The 22,533-nt window shown below is 64.4% G+C and carries 23 protein-coding genes; 11 read left to right on the top strand and 12 right to left on the bottom strand.

Annotated features, from left to right (window positions below):
• The first annotated feature begins 20 nt into the window (after positions 1–20).
• On the top strand, positions 21–992 hold the full coding sequence (gene egtD, locus BRAGE_RS0107360; RefSeq protein ID WP_027560235.1) for an L-histidine N(alpha)-methyltransferase: 972 nt from the start codon (positions 21–23) through the stop codon (positions 990–992).
• Positions 993–1,173: 181 nt separating this feature from the next.
• Here egtD and BRAGE_RS0107355 read toward each other — a convergent pair whose 3' ends face one another.
• Positions 1,174–2,367, bottom strand: a complete 1,194-nt coding sequence (locus tag BRAGE_RS0107355) for a low temperature requirement protein A (RefSeq protein WP_027560236.1) — start codon at positions 2,365–2,367, stop codon at positions 1,174–1,176.
• 56 nt (positions 2,368–2,423) lie between these two features.
• A complete protein-coding gene (locus BRAGE_RS0107350) occupies positions 2,424–2,660 on the bottom strand; it encodes a BolA family protein (RefSeq protein WP_011088461.1) in 237 nt (78 codons plus the stop codon).
• A 197-nt stretch (positions 2,661–2,857) separates the two neighbouring features.
• Here BRAGE_RS0107350 and BRAGE_RS0107345 point away from each other — a divergent pair, with 197 nt between their 5' ends.
• Together BRAGE_RS0107345 and BRAGE_RS47965 are read left to right on the top strand one after the other, a co-directional pair.
• The gene (locus tag BRAGE_RS0107345) at positions 2,858–3,217 is read left to right on the top strand and encodes a DUF427 domain-containing protein (protein ID WP_027560237.1); all 360 of its coding nucleotides are present in this window, start codon (positions 2,858–2,860) and stop codon (positions 3,215–3,217) included.
• Between the two features lie 65 nt (positions 3,218–3,282).
• Positions 3,283–4,389: an alpha/beta fold hydrolase gene (locus BRAGE_RS47965; protein ID WP_027560238.1), complete on the top strand. Its 1,107-nt coding sequence runs from the start codon at positions 3,283–3,285 to the stop codon at positions 4,387–4,389.
• Positions 4,390–4,439: 50 nt separating this feature from the next.
• Here BRAGE_RS47965 and BRAGE_RS0107335 read toward each other — a convergent pair whose 3' ends face one another.
• Positions 4,440–4,613: a DUF1328 domain-containing protein gene (locus tag BRAGE_RS0107335; RefSeq protein ID WP_027560239.1), complete on the bottom strand. Its 174-nt coding sequence runs from the start codon at positions 4,611–4,613 to the stop codon at positions 4,440–4,442.
• 178 nt (positions 4,614–4,791) lie between these two features.
• On the opposite strand from BRAGE_RS0107335, the gene BRAGE_RS0107330 reads away from it, so the two are divergent.
• A complete protein-coding gene (locus BRAGE_RS0107330; protein WP_027560240.1) occupies positions 4,792–5,979 on the top strand; it encodes an acyltransferase family protein in 1,188 nt (395 codons plus the stop codon).
• Between the two features lie 107 nt (positions 5,980–6,086).
• Here the strand turns inward: BRAGE_RS0107330 and purL are convergent, their stop codons facing one another.
• Positions 6,087–8,297: a phosphoribosylformylglycinamidine synthase subunit PurL gene (gene purL / locus BRAGE_RS0107325; protein ID WP_027560241.1), complete on the bottom strand. Its 2,211-nt coding sequence runs from the start codon at positions 8,295–8,297 to the stop codon at positions 6,087–6,089.
• 186 nt (positions 8,298–8,483) lie between these two features.
• Here purL and BRAGE_RS0107320 point away from each other — a divergent pair, with 186 nt between their 5' ends.
• Positions 8,484–8,963, top strand: coding sequence for a PaaI family thioesterase (locus BRAGE_RS0107320; RefSeq protein ID WP_027560242.1), 480 nt, complete (start codon positions 8,484–8,486; stop codon positions 8,961–8,963).
• A 73-nt stretch (positions 8,964–9,036) separates the two neighbouring features.
• Positions 9,037–9,993, top strand: a complete 957-nt coding sequence (locus BRAGE_RS0107315) for a DMT family transporter (protein ID WP_027560243.1) — start codon at positions 9,037–9,039, stop codon at positions 9,991–9,993.
• A gap of 118 nt (positions 9,994–10,111) precedes the next feature.
• Here the strand turns inward: BRAGE_RS0107315 and BRAGE_RS0107310 are convergent, their stop codons facing one another.
• On the bottom strand, positions 10,112–11,467 hold the full coding sequence (locus tag BRAGE_RS0107310) for an NAD(P)H-dependent oxidoreductase (protein ID WP_027560244.1): 1,356 nt from the start codon (positions 11,465–11,467) through the stop codon (positions 10,112–10,114).
• 140 nt (positions 11,468–11,607) lie between these two features.
• A complete protein-coding gene (locus BRAGE_RS0107305) occupies positions 11,608–12,513 on the bottom strand; it encodes a LysR substrate-binding domain-containing protein (RefSeq protein ID WP_027560245.1) in 906 nt (301 codons plus the stop codon).
• Between the two features lie 279 nt (positions 12,514–12,792).
• Here BRAGE_RS0107305 and BRAGE_RS0107300 point away from each other — a divergent pair, with 279 nt between their 5' ends.
• Both BRAGE_RS0107300 and BRAGE_RS0107295 read left to right on the top strand, forming a co-directional pair.
• Positions 12,793–13,815 carry a TRAP transporter substrate-binding protein gene (locus BRAGE_RS0107300; protein ID WP_027560246.1) on the top strand — a complete coding sequence of 341 codons (1,023 nt, stop codon included), beginning with the start codon at positions 12,793–12,795 and terminating at the stop codon, positions 13,813–13,815.
• A gap of 14 nt (positions 13,816–13,829) precedes the next feature.
• Complete coding sequence (locus BRAGE_RS0107295) at positions 13,830–15,692, top strand: TRAP transporter large permease (RefSeq protein ID WP_167336566.1); 1,863 nt, start codon at positions 13,830–13,832, stop codon at positions 15,690–15,692.
• A gap of 37 nt (positions 15,693–15,729) precedes the next feature.
• Here the strand turns inward: BRAGE_RS0107295 and BRAGE_RS0107290 are convergent, their stop codons facing one another.
• Both BRAGE_RS0107290 and BRAGE_RS0107285 read right to left on the bottom strand, forming a co-directional pair.
• Entirely contained in the window at positions 15,730–16,467 is a 738-nt protein-coding gene (locus tag BRAGE_RS0107290) for a tetratricopeptide repeat protein (RefSeq protein ID WP_027560248.1), read from the bottom strand.
• Between the two features lie 174 nt (positions 16,468–16,641).
• The gene (locus BRAGE_RS0107285) at positions 16,642–17,247 is read right to left on the bottom strand and encodes a TetR/AcrR family transcriptional regulator (RefSeq protein ID WP_027560249.1); all 606 of its coding nucleotides are present in this window, start codon (positions 17,245–17,247) and stop codon (positions 16,642–16,644) included.
• 139 nt (positions 17,248–17,386) lie between these two features.
• Between BRAGE_RS0107285 and BRAGE_RS0107280 the strand changes: the two genes are divergently transcribed.
• A complete protein-coding gene (locus tag BRAGE_RS0107280) occupies positions 17,387–17,785 on the top strand; it encodes a RidA family protein (RefSeq protein WP_027560250.1) in 399 nt (132 codons plus the stop codon).
• Between the two features lie 28 nt (positions 17,786–17,813).
• On the opposite strand, the gene BRAGE_RS0107275 is transcribed toward BRAGE_RS0107280, so the two are convergent.
• The gene (locus BRAGE_RS0107275) at positions 17,814–18,788 is read right to left on the bottom strand and encodes a tripartite tricarboxylate transporter substrate binding protein BugD (protein ID WP_027560251.1); all 975 of its coding nucleotides are present in this window, start codon (positions 18,786–18,788) and stop codon (positions 17,814–17,816) included.
• Complete coding sequence (gene purQ / locus BRAGE_RS0107270) at positions 18,785–19,486, bottom strand: phosphoribosylformylglycinamidine synthase subunit PurQ (RefSeq protein ID WP_027560252.1); 702 nt, start codon at positions 19,484–19,486, stop codon at positions 18,785–18,787. Before purQ ends, BRAGE_RS0107275 begins: the two co-directional genes overlap by 4 nt.
• A gap of 165 nt (positions 19,487–19,651) precedes the next feature.
• Here purQ and BRAGE_RS0107265 point away from each other — a divergent pair, with 165 nt between their 5' ends.
• Positions 19,652–20,668: a magnesium and cobalt transport protein CorA gene (locus BRAGE_RS0107265; RefSeq protein WP_027560253.1), complete on the top strand. Its 1,017-nt coding sequence runs from the start codon at positions 19,652–19,654 to the stop codon at positions 20,666–20,668.
• 45 nt (positions 20,669–20,713) lie between these two features.
• Here the strand turns inward: BRAGE_RS0107265 and purS are convergent, their stop codons facing one another.
• Positions 20,714–20,953 (bottom strand): phosphoribosylformylglycinamidine synthase subunit PurS, encoded by a 240-nt coding sequence (gene purS / locus BRAGE_RS0107260; protein ID WP_027560254.1) that lies wholly within the window; start codon positions 20,951–20,953, stop codon positions 20,714–20,716.
• A 13-nt stretch (positions 20,954–20,966) separates the two neighbouring features.
• Positions 20,967–21,734: a phosphoribosylaminoimidazolesuccinocarboxamide synthase gene (purC, locus tag BRAGE_RS0107255; RefSeq protein WP_172782948.1), complete on the bottom strand. Its 768-nt coding sequence runs from the start codon at positions 21,732–21,734 to the stop codon at positions 20,967–20,969.
• A gap of 331 nt (positions 21,735–22,065) precedes the next feature.
• Here purC and BRAGE_RS0107250 point away from each other — a divergent pair, with 331 nt between their 5' ends.
• Entirely contained in the window at positions 22,066–22,389 is a 324-nt protein-coding gene (locus tag BRAGE_RS0107250) for a DUF1476 domain-containing protein (protein ID WP_027560255.1), read from the top strand.
• The last annotated feature ends 144 nt before the right edge of the window (positions 22,390–22,533 follow it).

Below are 22,533 nucleotides of genomic sequence, written 5' to 3'. Positions count from 1 at the left end.
AGCGCGTTCAGGAGAGTATCATGAATGTGCACGCCAGCGCTTTGGCTGAAGCCCATCTGCCCGACGAACAGACCACCGCTTTCGCTCGCGAGGCCATCGAGGACCTCTCGCAGCAGCCGAAAAAGCTGTCGCCGAAATATTTCTACGACGCGACCGGCTCGGAGCTGTTCGAGGCGATCACGAAGCTTCCGGAATATTACCCGACCCGCACCGAGCTATCGATCCTGAGGGAGCGCGGCAGCGAGATCGCAAAAATCATTCCGGAGCACGCGGCGCTGGTCGAGTTCGGTGCCGGCGCGACCACGAAGGTCCGCCTGCTGCTCAACCATTGCAAGTTCTCAGCCTATGTCCCCGTCGACATCTCCGGCGACTTCCTGACGGCGCAGGCCAACGGCTTGAAGCGGGATTTTCCGGCGCTCGGCATCTATCCCGTCGCGGCCGACTTCACCACGCCGTTCGAACTGCCCAAGGCTGTCGCGTCGATGCCCAAGGTCGGCTTCTTCCCGGGCTCGACCATCGGCAATTTCGAGCCGCAAGAGGCGCAGGCCTTCCTGAAGAGTGCCCGCCAGATCCTGGGCAAGGGTGCGCAGATGATCATCGGCGCCGATCTCGAGAAGGACGAGCGCGTGCTCTTCGATGCCTATAATGACGCCGCTGGTGTCACCGCGCGTTTCAACCTCAATGTGCTCGTGCGCATCAACCGCGAGCTCGGCGGCAATTTCGATCTCTCCGCCTTCACCCACCGCGCGATCTACAATCGCGAGCGGCACCGCATCGAGATGCACCTGATCAGCAAGAAGAGCCAGACCGTGCGCCTGCTCGGCACCAGCTTCTCCTTCCGCCCAGGCGAGAGCATCCACACCGAGAACAGTTATAAATACAGCATCGAGCGCTTCGCGGCGCTGGCGCACGGCGCCGGCTGGCGCGTGCGCGAGAGCTGGACCGATGCGGCCAAGATGTTCTCGGTGCACGCGCTCGAGGTCGCGGAGTAAACGCTTCGGCCGTCACTTGCGGCGCATCCTTCGAGACGCCCGCCTTCGGCGGGCTCCTCAGGATGAGGACGGAGTGCGGGGCAGCAGGTTCAACGGGTACCTATGCTGATTAGCCTCGTCCTGAGGAGACCACGCAGCGGTCGTCTCGAAGGACGAGGCGTGCACTCCGGCCGCCCGCGTTCTAACGCTCCTCAACCTCCTCCGCCGTCGACCCCAGCGACACCGACTCCCACACCGCGACCACGATCATGATCACGCTGGTCGCGACCGACAGCCAGAGCGGCGAGAGGTCGGCGGCGAACCACCACAGCGCCAGCAGCAGGATGATGCCGATGCCGTGCGAGAGCTGGAGGAAGCCGCGGATCGAGTGCTTGAACAGGATGGTGCCGATCAGGAACAGCAGGGGACCGCCGATCGTGCTCACGATGGTGCGCAGATCGGAATGGCCGGTCGGATGCTTCAGCACCAGCTCGTCCGAGACTGCGGTCAGGATGATGCCGGCGACGATCGGCATGTGCAGATAGGTATAGGCGAGTCGCGCCAAGCGGCCGGATTCGGCAGATTTCGAGATGCGCTCTGAGCCGGCTTCGGCGCCCTTGTGGAAATAGACCCACCACATCGCGATGCTGCCGACCAGCGCCGCAACGAAGGCCAGGATATTGTCCGCGGTCCACTCCAGCTCGGCAAAGGTCGCGCCGTTGACGACGATGGCTTCACCGAGCGCGATGATGATGAAGCCGGCGCAGCGTTCGGCCATGTGGCCGCCCTCGACGGCCCAGGCCTCGACCGACGAAAAGCCCAGCTTCGGCACCCAGAAGCGGACCGCCGGCGAGACGTACTCGATCGTGAGCGCCACGATCCAGAACCACAGCCGCTGCTCCCCATGCGCGAGGCCACCGAGGATCCAGAAGACCGCGGAGCCGCAGAGCCAGACCAGGATGCGGATCGCGTTGTGCCGCACCGCAGTGCGGTGGCGCGGGGTTGCGAACATCCAGAACGCGGTGCGCCCGACCTGCATGGTCGCGTAGGCGATCGCGAACCACAGGCCCCGCCCCTCGAAGGCGGTCGGGATCGTCGTCGACAGCACGAGCCCGCCAAGCATCATCAGGAAGAGCAGGATGCGGACCGGCGTCAGCTCGGGATTGAGCCAGTTGGTGACCCAGGCGGTGTAGACCCACACCCACCACACCGCGAGGAACAGCAGCGTGACCTCGACCGCGCCGAGCGGCGTGAAATGGTGCAGCAGCGTGTGCGACACCTGCGTGATCGCAAACACGAAGACGAGGTCGAAGAACAGCTCGGCATTGGTGACGCGGCTGTGCTGGTTCGGCACGATGACGCGAAACATCGCGCCGCGCGGATTGTCCGCAGCCATCGTCGTCCCCCGTCGCGCTGGTCAGATCAGGTGCTCGTCAATCAGGCCCAGTCGGGTCAAGTCCCCGGCACCCCGGTCTGCAGCGCCAGCGCATGCAGCACGCCGCCCATCTGGCCGCGCAGGGACTGATAGACGATCTGGTGCTGCTGGACGCGGGACTTGCCGCGGAAAGATTCCGAGATCACGGTCGCGGCGTAGTGGTCGCCATCGCCGGCGAGGTCTCGGATGGTCACCTCGGCATCGGGGATTGCTGCCTTGATCATCGCCTCGATATCGTGGGCGTCCATGGGCATTCGGGTCTAGCTCCTTAATCTCGGCTTGGATCAAGCCTCACCGTCGAATCGCTGCCGGGGTCCCCTCGCCGGCAGGGACAAACTTAGCGTGAACGGGCTTCTGCGTCACGCTTTCCGGCACTATATCCCTCATCCCATCAGGATAAAGGCACGACAAAGTGCCGCGCGCGGCAGATTGATCGAAAAGGCGTGAAATCATGAAGCTTCCAGGGCCCGACCACCCCATCACCATCACCCAAAACCCCCGGCGCGTCCGCGTCACGGCGGGCGACATCGTGATCGCCGAGACCAGCAGGGCGCTGACCCTGAAGGAGGCCAAATATCCGGCAGTGCAATATGTGCCGCGGGAGGACGCCAACATGGCGCTCCTGGAGCGCACTAACCGCGTCACGCACTGTCCCTACAAGGGCGATGCGAGCTATTACAGCGTCAAGGCCAACGGCGAGACGCTGGACAACGCGATCTGGACCTATGAGACGCCCTACCCCGCGATGACCGAGATTTCCGGCCATCTCGCCTTCTATCCGGACAAGGTGAAGATCGAGGAAGTGGGGTAAGCTCATAGGTGCTGTGACCCCGGGGACGACACGGATCGCCTCCCCGCGTCGACTCAAGGCACGCGATGCCGCGCAAGGCCGCAAGACTGATTGGGGTCTCGTTGCTGGGATTGGCCGGCGTCCTCGTTATCGTGGCCGCTGCCGGGCCGGGTGTTCGTGCCTATCGTCAGCATCTTGCTGCCGAAACTCTCGCGATCCGCTCGCCGAACGGCGTGCAGGAGGGTGCATACGTCGACATCGGCGGCATCAAGCAATGGATCCAGATCCGCGGCGAGGATCGGGACAACCCGGTTCTCCTGTTCGTCCACGGCGGGCCTGGAGGCTCCACCTTGCCGATCTCGTCGGGGTGGCGCCCCTGGGAAAAGCATTTCACCGTTGTCCAATGGGACCAGCGCGGCGCCGGCCGCACCTATGGCGCCGCTGGAGAAGATGCGCTTGCGCCAACCATGACGTTGGAGCGAATGACGCAGGACGGCATCGAGCTGGTCGAGTATCTGCGAAACCATCTACACAAGGACAAGATTGTCCTGGTCGGGCATTCCTGGGGCTCGTTCCTGGGCATTCACATCGTCAAGCAGCGCCCGGATCTGTTTTATGCCTATGTCGGCACGGGACAGGTGGTCGGCAGGGTGACATTCGAGAAGTCATTCGAACTTGCGATCACGCATCTGCAAGAGTTGGCGCAGTCCGCAAGCAACAGCGAGGCCCTGGCGGAGTTGGCGCCAATCGTTGCGCGACCTCAGATTACGCCACAGAACCGACTGGTTGCCGACAAATGGAGCAAGTCACTGGGGCTGCCCTCGATCGAGAGCTTCCAGTTGGCGGGCCCCGTCCCACCCCCATTTATGCCGGATTTCTCGCTGCTCGACTGGTACAACTGGCGCAAAGGCATGACCTTCTCCGCAAAACATCTGCGCGGACGAGAAGGCCCCATGTTCAGGCGCGACGTCGCCGCACTGGGGCTCGCATTTCCGATCCCGGTGGTCTTCATTGAGGGCGATGCGGACTACAACACGCCGAGCGGGCCGGCCGAACAGCTCTTCAATCAGATCATCGCTCCGCATAAGGAATTCGTCCGGGTACGCGGCGGGGGTCATTTCATTCCATTCGATCGTCCCGACGAGTTCTTGGCGGAACTGGTCGCCTACGTCAGACCTCTCGTGCCAAATTGAACGGCCGGCCTGAGGGCCGGCACGTCCTGTCAGGTGTCGCGTCAGCCCGGCTACGCCCTGAAGATCGTGAGCCCGAGGATCAGCAGCACCAGGAAGATCACGACGAAGATATAGAACAGGAAGCGGGCGATATCGGCGGAGGCGGCCGAGATGCCGGTGAAGCCGAGCACGCCGGCTACGATCGAGACAAGTAAGAAGATCAGCGCCCATTTCAGGATCGTCATCGGCAGCTCCAACTCTGGTGCCGTTTGCTCGCGGCCCTCAACGCTTCCGGCAACCCTAACTTCGCTGTGCGGAACTGGTTCCTGACGGCTTGGCACTGCCGCGGCCCGGCACAAACGGCGCTTGCTGAATCGGGTTCCCGGCGGCACAGTCGTCGGGGGGTAGGAACGCAGGGCGGCCATGATCACGATGTCACATTCCGCGACGATCGGCGCAGAGGCGCATGCCGCGCCGAAGGCCAAGGTGCGCAACCTGTCGCTCGACCGCGCCCGCACCTTCCTGACGCTGGTGGTGCTGCTGCACCACGCCGTCATTCCCTACACCCATTTTGGTCACACCGATCCGGCGTCCTGGATCGGTTTCGACGTCGTCGTGCTCGCCACCGACAGCTTCTTCATGGCGATGTTCTTCTTCCTGTCCGGCCTGTTCACCTGGCCGGGCATTGCGCGCAAGGCGCCGTCGGTCTTCCTGCGCGACCGCCTGCTGCGGCTCGGGCTGCCGTTCGTGATCGCGGCTCTCACCGTCATCCCGCTCGCCTATTACGCGATCGCGCTGCGGCAGGATCCGGAGCTGAGCTTCGCTTCGTTCTGGTGGAAGACGGTCACGGTGGGTCCGTGGCCGAGCGGCCCGATCTGGTTCGTGTGGGTGCTGCTGGCGTTCGACCTGACCGCGAGCCTGCTCTACCGGGTCTCGGCGCATCTGGTCGATCCCGGCAACCGCGTCTCGCTGCGCGGATTTGAGCAGCCCGCTGTGTTCTGGCTGATGCTCGCCGCCGTGAGCGTCATCGTCTATCTGCCCGCGCTGGTCTATTTCGGGACCAACAAATGGTTCGAGTTCGGGCCGTTCTCGGTGCAGGCGAGCCGCATCCTGCTCTACTTCGCCTATTTCTTCATCGGCGCCAGCGTCGGCGCGGCGAATTTCGATCGCGGCATCCTGAGCGCCGAGGGGCAACTGCCGAAGAGCCGCTGGCTATGGGTGATCATTACGCTGATCCCCTACTGCCTGATGTGGTGCATGATCTACATCAAGCGGGAGATCCTCGGTAATCCCGGTCACCTGCCGCACTGGTACCATGTGTTCTACGGCACGTTCTTCGTATTGTTCTCGGCCTCGATCCTGCTCGCGATCCTCGCCTTCTTCCTGCATTCGAAGGCGCCGGGCCCGACCCTGCTCGACCGCATGCAGGCGGATGCCTACGGCATGTTCCTGGTGCACTACCCGATCGCGCTGTGGATCCAGTACGCGCTGTACGACTACGGGCTGCCCGCGATCGTCAAGGCCGCGATCGGCTTCGTGCTCACGGTGATCCTGAGCTGGGGCCTGACGGCGGGCTTACGGAAGATTCCAGGCGCCTCACACGTGTTGTGACCGACGTCATTCCGGGGCGCGCGAGAGCGCGAACCCGGAATCTCGAGATTCTCAGGTGCGCAAGGGCGCACCGGAGTTTGATGCTACGCATCGCCCCGGATTGACTATCAGGCCGCCTTGCCGCCCATATACTCCGGCAGCCAGCGCTCGAATGACTTCCGCAGCGCCTCGATCGTAACCGGCGCCTCGCCCGCGATCGCGATGGCATCGCCGCCGGTGGTGCCGATGCGTACGCAGGGCACCTCGCAGCCGCGCATCTTGGCGAGCACGCGGCCGGCTTCGGTTTCCGGCACGGTGACGAGATAGCGCGCCTGGTCCTCGCCGAACCAATAGGCCTGCGGCACGAGCGCAGTCGGCGCTGCCAAGAGCTTGGCGCCGATGCCGCCCGCCATCGCCATCTCGGCGAGTGCGATCAGCAGACCGCCGTCGGAGAGGTCGTGCACCGCAGTCGCGGTGCCCGCATGGATCATGCCGCGCACGCAATCGCCATTGCGCTTCTCGGCGGCGAGATCGACCGGCGGCGGCGCGCCCTCCTCACGACCGCAGATGTCGCGCAGATAGACGGACTGGCCGAGCCAGCCGTGGGTTTCGCCGATCAAGAGGATCGCCTCGCCTTCGGCCTTGAAGGCGAGCGAGGCCGACTTGGTGAAGTCGTCGAGCAGGCCGACGCCGCCGATCGACGGTGTCGGCAGGATGGCGCGGCCATTGGTCTCGTTGTAGAGCGAGACGTTGCCGGAGACGACCGGGAAGTCGAGCGTGCGGCAGGCTTCCGAGATGCCCTTCAGGCAGCCGACGAACTGGCCCATGATCTCGGGCCGCTCAGGATTGCCGAAGTTGAGGTTGTCGGTGATCGCGAGCGGCTTGCCGCCGACCGCGGTGATGTTGCGCCAGGCTTCCGCCACCGCCTGCTTGCCGCCCTCGAACGGATCGGCCTCGCAATAGCGCGGCGTGACGTCGACGGTGAGCGCCAGCCCCTTCGGCCCGTCCTGCACGCGCACCACGGCGGCATCGCCGCCCGGGCGCTGCATGGTGTTGCCGAGGATGACGTGGTCGTACTGCTCCCAAACCCAGCGCTTAGAGCACATATCCGGCGTGCCGATCAGCTTCTCCAGGGCAGCGCCGACGGCCATTGGCGCCGGCACGTCGCGCGCATGCACGATCGGCAGCGCGGCTGACGGGATGTGCGGGCGGTCATAGACCGGCGCCTCGTCGCCGAGCTCCTTGATCGGAAGGTCGGCCATGACGTCGCCGCCATGCTTGACGACGAAGCGCTTGCTCGGCGTCGTGTAGCCGACGATCGCAAAATCGAGCCCCCACTTCGTGAAGATCTCCTCGGCTTCCTTTTCCTTCTCGGGCTTGAGCACCATGAGCATGCGCTCCTGGCTCTCCGAGAGCATCATCTCGTAGGCGCTCATGCCGGTCTCGCGGGTCGGCACCGCGTCGAGATCGAGATCGACGCCGAGGTCGCCCTTGGCACCCATCTCGACCGCCGAGCAGGTCAGGCCGGCCGCACCCATGTCCTGGATCGCGATGACGCATCCCTTCTCCATGATCTCGAGGCAGGCTTCGAGCAGCAGCTTCTCGGCGAAGGGATCGCCGACCTGCACGGTCGGGCGCTTCTCCTCGGACTTGTCGTCGAACTCGGCCGAGGCCATCGAGGCGCCGTGGATGCCGTCGCGCCCCGTTTTGGAGCCGAGATAGACGATCGGCATGTTCACGCCGGAGGCGGCCGCATAGAAGATCTTGTCGGCATCGGCGAGGCCCACCGCCATCGCGTTGACGAGGATGTTGCCGTCATAGCGGGTGTGGAAGCGCACCTGGCCGCCCACCGTCGGCACGCCGAAGGAATTGCCGTAGCCGCCGACACCAGCGACCACGCCGGAGACCAGATGCCGCGTCTTGGCATGCTCGGGCGCACCGAAGCTCAGCGCATTGAGGCAGGCGATCGGGCGTGCCCCCATGGTGAAGACGTCGCGCAAGATGCCGCCGACGCCGGTGGTCGCGCCCTGATAGGGCTCGATGTAGCTCGGGTGGTTGTGGCTCTCCATCTTGAAGACCACGGCCTGGCCGTCGCCGATGTCGATCACGCCGGCATTCTCGCCGGGGCCCTGGATCACCCAGGGCGCCTTGGTCGGCAGGCCGCGCAGATGGATGCGCGAGGATTTGTACGAGCAGTGCTCGTTCCACATCGCCGAGAAGATGCCGAGCTCGGTGAAGGTCGGCTCCCGCCCGATCAGCTTCAGGATGCGCTCATATTCGTCGGGCTTGAGCCCGTGGGCGGCAACCAGTTCAGGGGTGATCTTGGGTTCGTTCTTCATGGATTCGGGGCTTTCGGCGGCGGTTTGGCCGTTCTTAGGAACATCGGATGGCTTCGAAAAGCCCTTTATGACGCATTTTCCCGCTGTCCCACGTTTTGCGGCCGGTGGCCTTGCGGGAACAGGAATTGCACTGCGGGATCGGATCGGATTTAAGGGCTAAAGACCCGTAATTGAAGGCCCATTTCCTTGCACGAATTGACCAAAACGGCCGCTTCCCCCCGCCCCGACCTGCATGTCGCCACGGAAGGGGAATTTGCGGGCTGGCAAACCTGGATCCGCGACAGCTTTGAGACCCATGTCGGCCCCTTCTGGCACCGCCTGGAGGCGGACGGCAGCGTCCGCTGCGCCTTCCGGGTCGAAAAGAAGCACCTGAACGGCTCCGGCAACGTCCATGGCGGCTGCTTCATGGCCTTCGCCGACTATTGCCTGTTCGCGATCGGCCGCCACGCCCTGAACGGCAAAGGCGTGACCGTCAATTTCGGCTGTGAATTCCTCGATGCGGGCCACGAGGGCGAGCTGATCGAGTGCACCGGCGAGGTCACCCGCGCCGGCAATTCGCTGATCTTCCTGCGCGGGCAGATGAGGTGCGGCGAGCGCCTCCTGTTCACCTTCTCCGGCACGATCAAGCGGGCGAAGTGGAAGTCGGCACCTCCGCCAAACGCATAGCTCACGCCTTCCCTTCCGGCGCCCCCTCGCCCAGACTTCGGCTCGCGCGGTCGCGCCGGGGAGCCAGAACAAGGTGCCGCAGAGCACATCGCCGACGGGGCGCGCAGCGGCCTCGGTATTGCCGTCCAAGCCCGCCGCCGGCGCGCGCAGCTGGCGCGACTACGCGCTGCTGCTCGCGCTGGCCTGCTGCTGGAGCTCGACCTATCCGCTGGCCAAGCTGGCACTTCCCACCATCCCGCCCATCACCTTCATCTCGGCACGCTCGCTGATCGCGGCCGCGTTCCTGTTCGCGATCCTGTGGATGCGCGGCACCAGGATTCCCACCGACGCAAAAGCCTGGAAGCTGTTCGCGACCCAGCAGCTGATCAATTCGACCTTCCCGTTTCTGATCATCACCTGGGCGCAGCAATATGTGCCGGCCTCGAACACGGTGGTGCTGGCCTCGACCACGCCGATCTTCGCTTTCCTGATCACATCGCTGATCACACGCCACGAGCCGGCGACGCTGCTCAAGCTCGCGGGCGCGATTTTGGGACTCGCCGGCACAATCGCCATCATTGGGCTCGACGCGCTCCGCGGCTTTGGAAGTGACATCATCGCCGAGATCGGGATCCTGCTCGCCACCATCTCCTTTGCCTGCGCCACGATCTTCGGCCTGCGGCTGTCCGAATACGACCCGATGGTGGTGGCCGCCGGCTCGCTCTTGTTCGGCGGTCTCGTGCTGTTGCCGCCCGCGGTGATCATCGATCAGCCCTGGACGCTGCATCCGACGCCGACCGCGATCGTGGCCACCATCGTCATGGGCATCGTCTCCAGTGCGCTCGGATTGATGCTGTTCTACGTCTGCCTCGGCCGGCTCGGCACGCTCACCACGAACGCGCAAGGCTATTTGCGCATCCCGATCGGCGTCGGACTTTCCGTTCTGCTGCTCGGCGAGAGCGTGCCGTCGAACCTGGCGCTGGGGCTGCTGCTGGTGATGGCCGGCGTCGCCGCGATGACGGTGCCGGCGGAGCGGCTGAAGGGGCGCTAGCGTGAAGGGCCATGCCTGGCTTCACCCGCCTGCATGGCGCGGGCCGAGGCCGCGCCACTGTCCATGACATGGGCGCAGTCCCGGTCGCCGCCGGTTTCCTTCGGGTCAGATACGCCTATCAAGCAGCCATGTTCGGTTGCCGGAACGCCGCTTCCATCTCGCGGCGCACCCGCACGGCAAGACTGTCGGGATCGTACTCCACGTCTTCCCATTTCAGGCGCTGACCTTGCTCGATATCGGTCTTGAGCTTGACATGGTGGGCGAGGCCGAGCGGCAAGTAACCCTGCTTCAGTGAAGCGTCGGCAGGGGTCTGCTTGCCCCAGACGCAGAAGCCGCCCTCGCCATCGAGCATCTCGCCGGCCTTCAGCTTGCGCTTGGCGGTCGCGACGACGTCCGAATTGAATACGATCGGCGCACCCGTCGGCTCCTTGCGTAACGCCGCGGAGGCGACGGAGATTCCGAGCTCCAGCCCGATCATGTGGATCGGGCGGTACAGCGAGGCATATTTGCCGGTCTTGTCCGGCAGCATGCTGTATTCGCGGAAGCATTCCTCGGAATAGGCGCTGTCGGTCTCGAATACGACATAGGTCCCCATCACGAGGCTCTGCGGCACGTCGGAGCCGTCACGATAGACCGAGGACGTGACCTCGGTGACGCCCGACTTCTCCAGCATGCCGCCGTCGGCTTTCGGCTTGCAGATCTCGGCGTGCTCGAACCGTGTCGCCGGCGGGAACGACAGGCCCTCGCTCTGCGCATGCAGCCCGGTCGCATTACACACGGCCGTCATCTCGATGCCCGACTTGGTGCCGTCGACGAAGGAGTTGAACATCTTCGGGTTGATCGAGTTGCGATCCTTGATCTTCATGTATTTGTCGAGGATGTCCCAGACCGTATCCGGCGTCGACTGGTGATAGGTCGGGTGGTAGCGCGTGCCCTTGCCGGCCGCGACGACCTTGAAGCCGGCCGCGCGCGCCCAATCGACATGATCTGCGATTAGCGCCGGCTGATCGCCCCAGGCGAGTGAATAGACGACGCCGGCCTGCTTTGCCTTGCGCGCCAGAATGGGGCCCGCGACCGCGTCCGCCTCGACATTGACCATCACGATGTGCTTGCCGTTCTCGATCGCCTTCATCGCGAAGCGGATGCCGGCACCAGGATCGCCGGTCGCCTCGATGATCACCTCAATCGCCGGATGGGTGATCAGCGCGTCGGCGTTGTCGGTGACGACGGTGCCACCGTGCTTGAGCGCGTCGTCGATGGAGGTTGCCGCGTATTGCTCTTCCGGCCAGCAACCGAGCTTGAGCTGAGCGCGGGCGCGGGCAGTGTTCAAATCGGCGACACCGACGAGATGCATGCCGTCAGTCTGGCGCACCTGCGACAGGAACATCAGCCCGAATTTTCCGGCTCCGATCAGGCCAATGGTGACAGGCTTGCCGGCTGCCTTGCGTTCCAGCAGCATGCGATGGAGATTCATCTGGATTTCCTTGAAATGTTTCCTCGGGTGACGGCGTTGTTGCAGCCGTGACGTCCGGCCGCGCTCGCCTTGTACGGAAACGTTAGGCAGCGGCGAATCCGAGGGCAATTCAGATTATCTGCGGCGACGATGTAGGCACGCTAAACAATCGACGTGCCCTGCTGCGCGCTCCAGGCGTCGCGTTCCCCGCGCAGCCAGTCGAGGAAGGTCCGGGTCTTGCGGTGGCGCAGATGACCGTGCGGGCAGACGATCCACTGCGTGGTCAGCGCGACCTCCGGCGGATTCTTCACGGGGCAGACCAGCCGCCCGTCGCGTAATTCGCGCCAGGCCAGCAGCTCGCTTTCCAGCCCGATGCCGAGGCCGTCGACGGCGGCGTCGATCGCCATGTGGCTGCGGTCGAACAGCACGCGCTTCCAGCGTTCCGCAGGCTCGATGCCGGCCTCCGTAAACCAGCGGGGCCATTGCATCTGCGATTTCACCGAATGGATCAGCCGGTGCTCGAGCAGGTCCCGGGCTGCGAGGCTGCCCGCCGCGAAGAACGAGGGTGCGCACAACGGAAAGAAGCGCTCCTTGCCGAGGCTTTCGACGAACAGGCCGGGCCAGCCGCCTTCGCCGTGGCGGATCTCCAGGTCGACATTCTCCTTGCGAAAATCGGTCGGCTCGTTGGTGCCGTCGAGTCGCAATTCGATGTCCGGATTGGCGTCGACGAAGCTGGCAAGCCGCGGCAGCAGCCATTTACTCGATACACTCGGCGCTGCGCGCACCGTCAGCGTGGTGGCGGAGCGGATGCCACGGACATGCCGTGTCACGTCGGTGACGTGCTCGATCTCGCGGCTGATCATCTCGAAATAGCGCTCGCCGGCCTCGGTCAGCGTGATGTTGCGCCCGACGCGCGAAGTCAGCGCCGTGCCGAGATGCAGCTCCAGCGCCTGGATCTGCTGGCTGACGGCCGACGGCGTCACCCGCAATTCGTCCGCCGCACGGGAAATGCTGCCCGCGCGCGCCACCGCGTGGAAGACGATGATGGCGCGGAACGGTATCTGCATCAGAAAACCTTTTAGGCCAGCTAAAGTGACGGCGAATATAATTCAATTGTCGCCCATGGCCAGCGATCTAGGCTTGGCTCAAGGCAATCCGCGACAGACGGGTGCCATCGAGGAAACAGGACGGCGCCGAGCGCCGGCTCGCCCCGGGGGAAGGAACGCAAGACCAGCCCTTTCACCAGACAAGCGATTTTGACGGCACCGGCGCAGCCAGGCCTGCGCGCGGCAACGAGCACGTGCGCCGGCAAAGGCGCCACACGAGACCATCAGGGAGGACCAACGATGTCGGGCAAGCGCCACAGGATCTCACGCCGCAACTTCATGGTGGCGGCTGCCGCCGTTCCACTGGTCGCCATTCGCACCAGGCCGGCGCAGGCCGCGGAGTTCGAATACAAGCTCGCCACCGGCCAGTCGCTGACACAGCCGATCAACACCCGCCTCGATCAGGCCGCAAAGCGGATCAGGGAGGCGAGTGGCGGCCGGCTGGAGATCAAATTCTTTCCGGCCTCGCAGCTCGGCTCGGACACCGACCTGTTGACCCAGATCCGCAGCGGCGGCGTCGATTTCCTCAACATCGCCGGCTCCGTGCTGTCGACGGTGGCGCCGATCGCCGGCATCGCCAATGTCGGCTTCGCATTCTCGGACTACGGTCAGGTCTGGAATGCGATGGACGGCGACCTCGGCAAGCTGATCGCAAGCCAGATCGAGAAAACCGGCGCGCTGGTGATGGCCAAGCCCGCCGACAACACGTTCCGGCAGATTTCCTCGTTCACCAAGCCGATCAAGACGCCGGCCGATCTCGCCGGCTACCGCATCCGCGTGCCGGTATCGCCGATCTTCACCTCGCTGTTCAAATCGCTGGGCGCCAACCCGACCTCGATCAACTTCAACGAATTGTACACGGCACTTCAAACCCATCTCGTGGACGGCCAGGAGAACGGCCTCGTTACCATCGAGGCCGGCAAGATCTACGAGGTGCAGAAATACATCTCCGAGACCAACCACATCTGGGATCCCTTCTTCATCCTCGGCAACCGCCGCTCGGTGAAGGCGCTGCCCGACGAGTTGCAGGGGATCGTCCGGCGTGAATTCGACCAGGCCGCAATGGAGCAGCGCGCCGACACCGCCAAGCTCAATATGACACTGAAGGACCAGCTGGTCGCCAAGGGCATCACCTTCGAGGCCTCCGACAAGGAGGCGTTCCGCAAGGGGCTGTCGACGGCCGGCTTCTACAAGGAATGGCGCGGGAAGTTCGGCGAGGACAATTGGAAGACGCTGGAGGCCGCGGCCGGAGCACTGGCATGAGCGCCGTGATCGACATGCAGGAAACGGCGAGGCTCGGCAAAGCGGAGCCGTTGCCCGGACGCTGGCTGGAGCAGTCGCTGCGCTGGCTGGTGGAAGTTCCGGCCGCGATCGCCGTCGTCGCCGAGGTCATCATCCTGTTCGCCGGCATCGTCGCGCGCGGAGTCTTCCACCGGCCGATCATCTGGTCGGACGAGCTCGCCTCCATCCTGTTCCTGTGGCTGGCGATGCTGGGCAGCGCGATCGCGGTGCAGCGCTCGGCGCACATGCGCCTGACCTTCTTCACCTCGTACCTGTCGCCGCGCGCCGAGGCCTGGGCCTCGACGCTCGCGGCCGGCGGGGTAGCGCTGTTTCTCGCGATCATCCTGCATCCCGCGCTGGACTATGTGGAGGACCAGGCCTTCGTCGAGACGCCGGCGCTCGGCTGGTCAGGCATGGTCCGCGCTGCGGCCATCCCGGCCGGCTGCATCATCGCGCTCGCCAGCATCTGCCTCACCCTGGTCAAGCGGTCGGCGAAGGACCTGCTCGGCGTCGCCGTCCTGTTCGCGGCGATGGCCGGCGTGCTCTATCTCGCAGGTCCCTCGCTGAAGTCACTCGGCAACTGGAATTTGCTGATCTTCTTCGTCGGCCTGCTCGGATGCGCCGTGATGGCGGGCGTGCCGATCGCGTTTTCCTTCTGTCTTGCGACCGTCGCCTTCCTGCTGACCACGACACGGACGCCGCTCCTGGTCGTCGTCGGACGGATCGACGAGGGCATGAGCTCATTGATCCTGCTCGCGGTGCCGCTGTTCGTGCTGCTGGGACAGCTGGTCGAGCAGACCGGCATGGCGCGCGTCATGGTCGCGTTCCTCGCCTCCGTGCTCGGCCATGTCCGCGGCGGACTGTCCTACGTGATGCTCGGTGCCATGCTGCTGGTCTCGGGCATCTCCGGCTCCAAGACCGCCGACATGGCTGCGATCGCGCCGGTGCTGTTTCCCGAGATGCGCAAGCGAGGCATGAAGGATGGAGAGCTGGTCTCGCTGCTTGCGGCGTCGGGCGCGATGAGCGAGACCATTCCGCCGTCGATCGTGCTAATCGCGATCGCCTCCGTCACCGGCGTGTCGATCGCGGCGCTGTTCACCGCTGGCATCCTGCCGGGGATCGTGCTGGCGATCGTGCTCGGCTTCGTCGCGCGCTATCGGGCGGGCGCGGAGGAGAATGCAGCGATCAGGGTCGCGCGGGCACCCATGTCGGTCGTGGCAAAGACGTTGTGGGCCGCGCTCCCGGCCCTGGCCTTGCCGTTCCTGATCCGCAGCGCGGTGGTGGAGGGCTATGCGACCGCTACCGAAGTTTCGACCATCGGCATCGCCTATTGCCTCGTGCTCGGCCTGATCGTCTATCGCGGCAGCCTGACCTGGAAGAATGTGCTGCCGATGCTGGTGCAGACCGCCTCGCTGTCCGGCTCGATCCTGTTCATCGTGGGGGCTGCGAGCGCGATGGCCTGGGCGCTGGCGCAATCCGGCTTCTCGCATGATCTGGCCGCGCGCATGGCCGGCGTGCCCGGCGGCGCCTGGGGCTTCCTGCTGATCTCGGTGGTGGCCTTCATCGTGCTCGGCAGCGTGCTGGAGGGCATCCCGGCGATCGTGCTGTTCGGCCCGCTGCTGTTTCCGGTGGCTGCGCAGTTCGGCATCCACGAGGTGCATTATGCCATGGTGGTGATTTTGGCGATGGGCCTCGGCCTGTTCGCACCGCCATTCGGCCTTTGCTACTACGCCGCCTGCATCATCGGCAACGTTCCGCCTGACGCAGGCATGCGCAGGATCTGGATCTATCTCGCCTGGCTGTTCCTCGGCCTGCTGCTGATCACCTTCGTGCCCTGGATATCGCTGGTGTTTCTATGAGGCTCGCAAGTGAGGCCGTTCCGCGCGGCACCTTCCGTCAAGCCGAAATCTGCTTCTCTGCGATGTTCAGCCATTCGGCCTGCGCGTCGCGCAGATATTTTGGCGCGCGGCGCATCTGGATCAGGAGCTCGTTGAAGACGACGCGCGCCTCCTGGGTGCGGCCGACCATCTGCAGCAGCATGCCGTAGCGCACCCGCGCTTCGGCGCCGGGGAAATAGCCGGCGACGGCGTGATATTCCTCCAGCGCCTCGTCGAGCCGGCCGACCTCCGCAAGCGCGCGGGCATAGAGCAGATGCGCGTCGGCGGAGTCGAAATCAGGCCATTGCTTCTGCAGATCGTCCAGCGTCGCCAGCGCATCGGCCGGGCGCTTGGCTGAAAACTCGGCCTGCGCCTTGCCGAGCGCATAGGCGGGATCGTGGCCCATCGGCAGCGCCAGGATGTGATCGTAGTGCTGCTCGGCTTCACCATAGCGGCCGATCTTCGTGCACTCTTCCGCGAGCGCCGCACGGTTGGCGATGGTATCGGTGACAGCCAGCCGGTCAGACAGCTCGCGATAACGCTTCTCGGGATCGAGCCGGTTGGCGACGCGCTGGCGCGCCTGCCGTGCGCCGGGGCTCGAAAACCATTCCGGGATGAGCTCGACCGCGATATAGGCGAGCGCGCCCATCATCGGCACCAGCAGGATGATGAAAGCCCAGGGCCGCAACCGCCCGGTACGCGAGGCGTGATAGATCAGCGTGAGATCGAGCAGCAGAACGATCAAAGCGACGGGCATGTGACATCCACGAGCACAACGACAGCGCAGGCCTCCTGATATCGCAACCGCCGCGTTGAGACAACTTAGAGTTGCTGCCCTGTGCTGAAATCCGCGACATCCGATGCATGCGCCTTGATGGCGACGAGGATTCAGTCGTCCTGAACGCGATGGAGGTTCACGAGGGAATCGGCATCATGCGCGGCAAACTGCATCGAGCAGCAATCCGCTCGCCAATTGTCGAAACGCGTCCACGGCCTTGTTCAGCACGGTTCTCGGATCGTCGGCTGCGGCGACCCATAAAGCGGCACTGAGCGCGGCGCCGTTCAGCAATCGCCCCGCCGCTTCAACATCCACGGGCTTCACCACCTTCTCCTCGATCAGTGACCGGATCGTTCGCATGGTGATATCCAGGCAGGCATTCTCGCCGGGCCACTTGGATGGATCGCCGAGTACGGCAGGCCCATCCAGAAGCATGATGCGCTGAATTTCAGGATCGAGCGCCATTTCGATATAGGCACTGCCCTCTGCGAGCAGGCCTTGCCACAAGGTGGGCGCTTGCTCGCGGATCGCCCGCAGCCGTTCCGCCATTTCGCCATCGATCTGCTCGACCACGGCCCAGAGCAGCCCCTTCTTGTCTTCGAAATTGTGATAGAGCGCGCCCCGCGTCAGCCCGACCGAGGCCGTCAGCTCATCCATCGACGCGTCTGCATAACCCTGCGTGGCGAACGCCCTGCGCGCGGCGCGGATGAGCTTGGCCCGATTTTCCGCCATGGCTGCGGCCCGCTTTCCCTCGACCATGCTCGCTCCGTTTTCCTATTGACATACGTCGCGTATGTGAGAAAGAAGCTCACATACGAAGCGTATATGAACGATGTCGCGGCCGGCACCGCAAGGCAATTCGGCCGCCTGCCCTCTATTCTTTCGAAAGGCTCAAAACATGCTCCAACGCGAGGCAATCTTCCCCGCCAACCGCCATGCGCTTTACCAAGCGCATCGGTATTCCCCAGCGATCCGCTCCGGCGACCTGCTCTTCGTTTCGGGGCAGGTCGGCAGTCGTGACGACGGCTCACCCGAGCCGGTGTTCGAGGACCAGGTCCGGCGTGCCTTTGCCAATTTGCGCGCCGTGCTCGCAGCTGCAGGATGCACCCTGGACGATGTGGTGGATGTCACCACGTTTCACACCGACCCTGAAAAGCAGATCGAGACCGTGATGGCCGTCCGCAGCGCGGAAATCGGTGATGCCCCGTATCCGAACTGGACAGCTGTTGGCGTGAATTGGCTTGCCGGGTTCGACTTCGAGATCAAGGTCGTCGCCCGGATTCCTTCAGCCGCGTAAAGCCGTCTCCCGCCTTTGCGGGAGCCGCCTACGGCTTGGCGTCATCGGCCAGCATCTTGCGATACTTCTCGACATCGCGCGTCACGAGCTTTTGCAAGACCTCGGGCGTATGCTCATCGGGATCGGGCGCAACCGTCGAGAGGTCCGCAAACCGCTTCTTCACCGCTTCGGTCTCGACCGCGGTGCGCGCGGCAGCATTCAGCTTGGCGATGATGGCCGGCGGCGTGCCCTTGGGCGCGAACAGGCCGTTCCAGCCTTGCGCCTCGAAATCAGGCAGACCGGCTTCAGCCGACGTCGGCAGATCCGGCAGCGTCGCGAGCCGCACCGTCGAGCCGACGACCAGCCCCTTCACCAGCTTCTCGTTGATCGACTGCGAGACGGAGGCTGCCGCATCGCAGACGCCGTCGATCTGGCTGCCGACCGCATCGGTCAGCGCGGGCGCGGCGCCGCGATAGCCGACCAGTGTCGCGTCGATCCCCGCCGCGGTGACGAAGCTCTTGCAGATCAGGTAATTCGAGGAGCCGACGCCGGCGTGGCCGAGATTGATCTTGCCGGGATTGGCCTTGGCATAAGCGATGAACTCTTTCAAATCCTTCGCCGGAAAATCCTTGCGCAGCGCGATGATGCCAAACGTCTTCGCCACCATGGCGATCGGCACGAAGGAGTCGGGCGTGAACGGCAGTTTCGGATAGATCGTGTAGGTCGCGGCATTGGTGCCGGCATTGCCGATCGCGATGGTGTAGCCATCAGGCTCGGCGCGGGAGGCGCGAGCCAGCGCGGTCGAGCCGCCGGCGCCCGCAACGTTCTCGATCACGATGGTCTGGCCGAGCGCGATGCCCATCTGCTCGGCGACCGTGCGCGCGATCACGTCCGAGGTGCCGCCGGCCGCGAACGGCACGATCATGGTGATCGGACGCTTGGGGAAATCCTGCGCGAATGCGGCCGTTGCAAACGCAACGACGGCAATGGCGGCCGACAGCCGCTTCACCACGAACGAGATCACGCGGCCTTTTCCAGATGCGCGGTGAGGCCGGCGAACAGGCCGCGGCCGTCGGTGCAGCCCATGATGTCTTCGACGTGGTTTTCCGGATGCGGCATCATGCCGAGCACGTTGCCCCTGTCGTTGACGATCCCGGCGATCGACTGCGCGGCGCCGTTGATGTTGCTGATGTCGTCGATGCTGCCGTCAGCCGCGCAGTAGCGATAGAGCACCCGGCCCTCGCCTTCGAGCCGCCTGATGGTCTCTTCGTCCGCCGCGTAATTGCCCTCGCCATGGGCGACGGGCACACGGATCACCTGACCGGCATTGTAGCCGCGGGTGAACGGCGTGTCGGAGCGCTCGACGCGCAGATGCACGTCCTTGCAGATGAACTTCAGCCGCGCATTGCGCATCAGGATGCCCGGCAGCAGGCCGGACTCGCAGAGGATCTGGAAGCCGTTGCAGACGCCGAGCACGAGGCCGCCCTTGGCCGCATAGTCGCGCACCGCATCCATCACCGGCGAGCGCGCCGCGATCGCCCCGCAGCGAAGATAGTCGCCGTAGGAAAAGCCGCCCGGCACGACGACGAGGTCGGTGCCCGATGGCAGCGACGTCTCGGCGTGCCAGACCATCGCCGGCTCATGGCCCGAGATCAGCCTCAGCGCGCGCGCCATGTCGCGCTCACGGTTGATTCCGGGAAAGACGAGGATGGCGGCTTTCATGTTCGGGTTCCGGCGGTGCTGGGAATCGGGCTGGCCGAAGGGCCAATTCGCGAAGAGACATAGCCATTTGACGGGGATTTTACCAGTGCTAGCCTTGCCGGGCGGCCTTGTACACAGGCCATAGCCACGGCACTTTGCCCGACGATCCTGCCCGGGATTGAAGCCATGAACGTCCCGTCGCGGCCCGCATCCCCCTCCGAGCCGGTGTCCACCGAAGGCGTCGTCGCTGCCGGCGCCTATGTCGACGGAAGGCGCGTTGCCAACATCGCCATCAGCGAAGCGTCGAGCTGGCGGGCCAAGCCCGGCCACGTGGTCTGGATCGGCCTGCATGAGCCCGACATGGCGCTGCTCGGCGCCGTGCAGAAGCAGTTCGACCTGCACGAGCTCGCGATCGAGGACGCCAACCACGCCCATCAGCGGCCCAAGATCGAGCAATATGGCGAGGCCCTGTTCATCGTGGCGCGCACCGCGCAACTGATCGAAGGCCGCATCGCCTTCGGCGAGACCCACATCTTCGTCGGCGACGGCTATCTGGTCTCGGTGCGCCACGGCGCCTCGACGTCCTACACGCCGGTGCGCGAACGCTGCGAGAGCTGCCCGCGGGCGCTCGCCCGCGGCGAGGACTACATCCTCTATGCCATTCTCGATTTCATCGTCGATAATTACTCGCCCGTGCTGGAGAGCATTCACGAAGAGGTCGAGGGCATCGAGGACGACGTGCTCGCCCACGCGATCACCAATGCGCAGATCGAGCGGCTCTACATGCTGCGCCGTGACCTGCTGCGGCTCCGCAACGCGATCGGACCGCTGGTGGAGGTCTGCCGCCGGCTCGAGCACGACGAGCTGTCGATGGTGCGCGCGACGATGCAGCCCCTGTTCCGCGACGTTACCGACCACGTCAGGAACATCCAGGAGCGCATCGATTCCATGCGCGAGGTGCTGGCCTTCGCCTTCGAGGCGAGCCTCCTGGTCGGCCAGGCGCAGGAGACGGCGGTCTCGAAGAGGCTCGCCTCTTGGCTCGCGATCCTTGCCGTCCCGACCGCCGTCGCCGGCATCTATGGGATGAACTTCAAATACATCCCCGAGCTGCAGTGGGAATACAGCTACTTTGTCGTCATGGGGCTAATGGCGCTCGCCTGCGTCGGCCTGTACTGGCGCTTCCGCCGCGTCGGCTGGCTGTGAGGCGAGGCCGCCTGGTCGACATCGCGACCAGGCTCCTCGGTAGACTTATACGATCTCGACCCGATAATTCTCGATCACGGTGTTCGCCAAGAGCTTGTCGGCGGCGTCCTTCAGCACCGCTTCCGCCTTGGCCTTGTCGGCGCCGGCGAGCTCGATGTCGAACACCTTGCCCTGGCGGACGCTGGCGACGCCATCGACGCCGAGCGACTTCAGCGCGCCTTCGATGGCCTTGCCTTGCGGGTCGAGGATGCCCGTCTTCAGGGTAACGGTAACACGTGCCTTCACGTCAAAATCCTCTTCAGCTCTTCACCAGCACGGGACCCGTGCCCTGCGGACGCTCGTTCTCCATGAGGATGCCGAGGCGCTTAGCGACTTCCGTGTAGGCCTCGAGCAGGCCACCGAGGTCGCGGCGGAAACGGTCCTTGTCGAGCTTCTCGTTCGACTTGATGTCCCACAGACGGCAGCTGTCCGGCGAGATCTCGTCGGCGACGATGATGCGCATCATCTCGTTCTCGAACAGCCGGCCGCACTCCATCTTGAAGTCGACGAGGCGGATGCCGATGCCGAGGAAGAGGCCGGTGAGGAAGTCGTTGACGCGAATGGCGAGCGCCATGATGTCGTCGATCTCCTGCGGCGTCGCCCAGCCGAACGCGGTGATGTGCTCTTCCGACACCATGGGGTCGTTGAGCTGGTCGTTCTTGTAATAGAACTCGATGATCGAGCGCGGCAGCTGCGTGCCCTCCTCGATGCCGAGGCGCTGCGACAGCGAGCCGGCGGCGACGTTCCGCACCACCACCTCCAGCGGCACGATCTCGACCTCGCGAATCAGCTGCTCGCGCATGTTGAGGCGGCGGATGAAATGGGTCGGCACCCCGATGTCGTTGAGGTGCTGAAACAGGTACTCCGAGATCCGGTTGTTGAGGACACCCTTGCCCTCGATCACCTGGTGCTTCTTGGCATTGAACGCGGTGGCGTCGTCCTTGAAGTGCTGGATCAGGGTGCCGGGCTCGGGACCTTCATAGAGTACCTTTGCCTTGCCTTCATAAATGCGACGCCGACGGCTCATGGGGATGTACCGTGTTTTGTTGAAATCCATGTATTTGGTGTGCTCCGGTTACCAGGTTACGACCCACAGCGGAGCTGCCGTGAACGGCCCGGAACCCATCTGAAACCCAAGGAAAACCTGAGGAAACAGAACGGGAACTAAGCCTTCAGGCAACCTATCCGATTGGCTGTCGCAGCACAATCGATCCGGCTTGTCCGAGGCTGACTTATACCGCCTTGCCTGCGGCTTAACGGCTCGTTGTTTTGCCGATTCCTGCCCTCTATCTAGGCATGCGCATGGGCCCCCGCAACGAGGCTGACCGGGCCCGGAAAGCTAAGGAATTGGAAGAGGCATGAGCGAAATCAACAAGCGCCAGGAAGGCTTTGAGAAGAAGTTCGCCCTCGACGAGGAGCAGAAATTCAAGGCGGAAGCCCGCCGCAACCGGCTGCTCGGGCTGTGGGCGGCCGAAAAGCTCGGAATCACCGGCGAGGCCGCCACCGCCTATGCCAAGGAGGTCGTCGCGGCCGATTTCGAGGAGGCCGGCGATGGCGACGTCCTGCGCAAGGTCATGGGCGATTTCGCCGCCAAGAACGTGGCCGTCACCGAGCAGGCGATTCGGACCAAGATGAGCGAGCTGCTCGCGGTCGCGGCCGCCGAGGTGAAAGCCGGGACATAGCTCCCGAAAGCATGATCCGGAAAAGTGCGTAGCGGTTTTCCCTCGCGACAAACGCGTAACGCGTTTGCGCGGAGATCATGCGCAAACCACAAGCTAAAGCGCGATGACGATTCATCCTGATCGCGTCGCGCTTGAGATCGACCA

Origin of the sequence: Bradyrhizobium genosp. SA-4 str. CB756, from assembly GCF_000473125.1 — a bacterium.
Classification (GTDB): Bacteria; Pseudomonadota; Alphaproteobacteria; order Rhizobiales; family Xanthobacteraceae; genus Bradyrhizobium; species Bradyrhizobium arachidis.
This window is presented reverse-complemented; position numbering and strand designations above follow the sequence as displayed.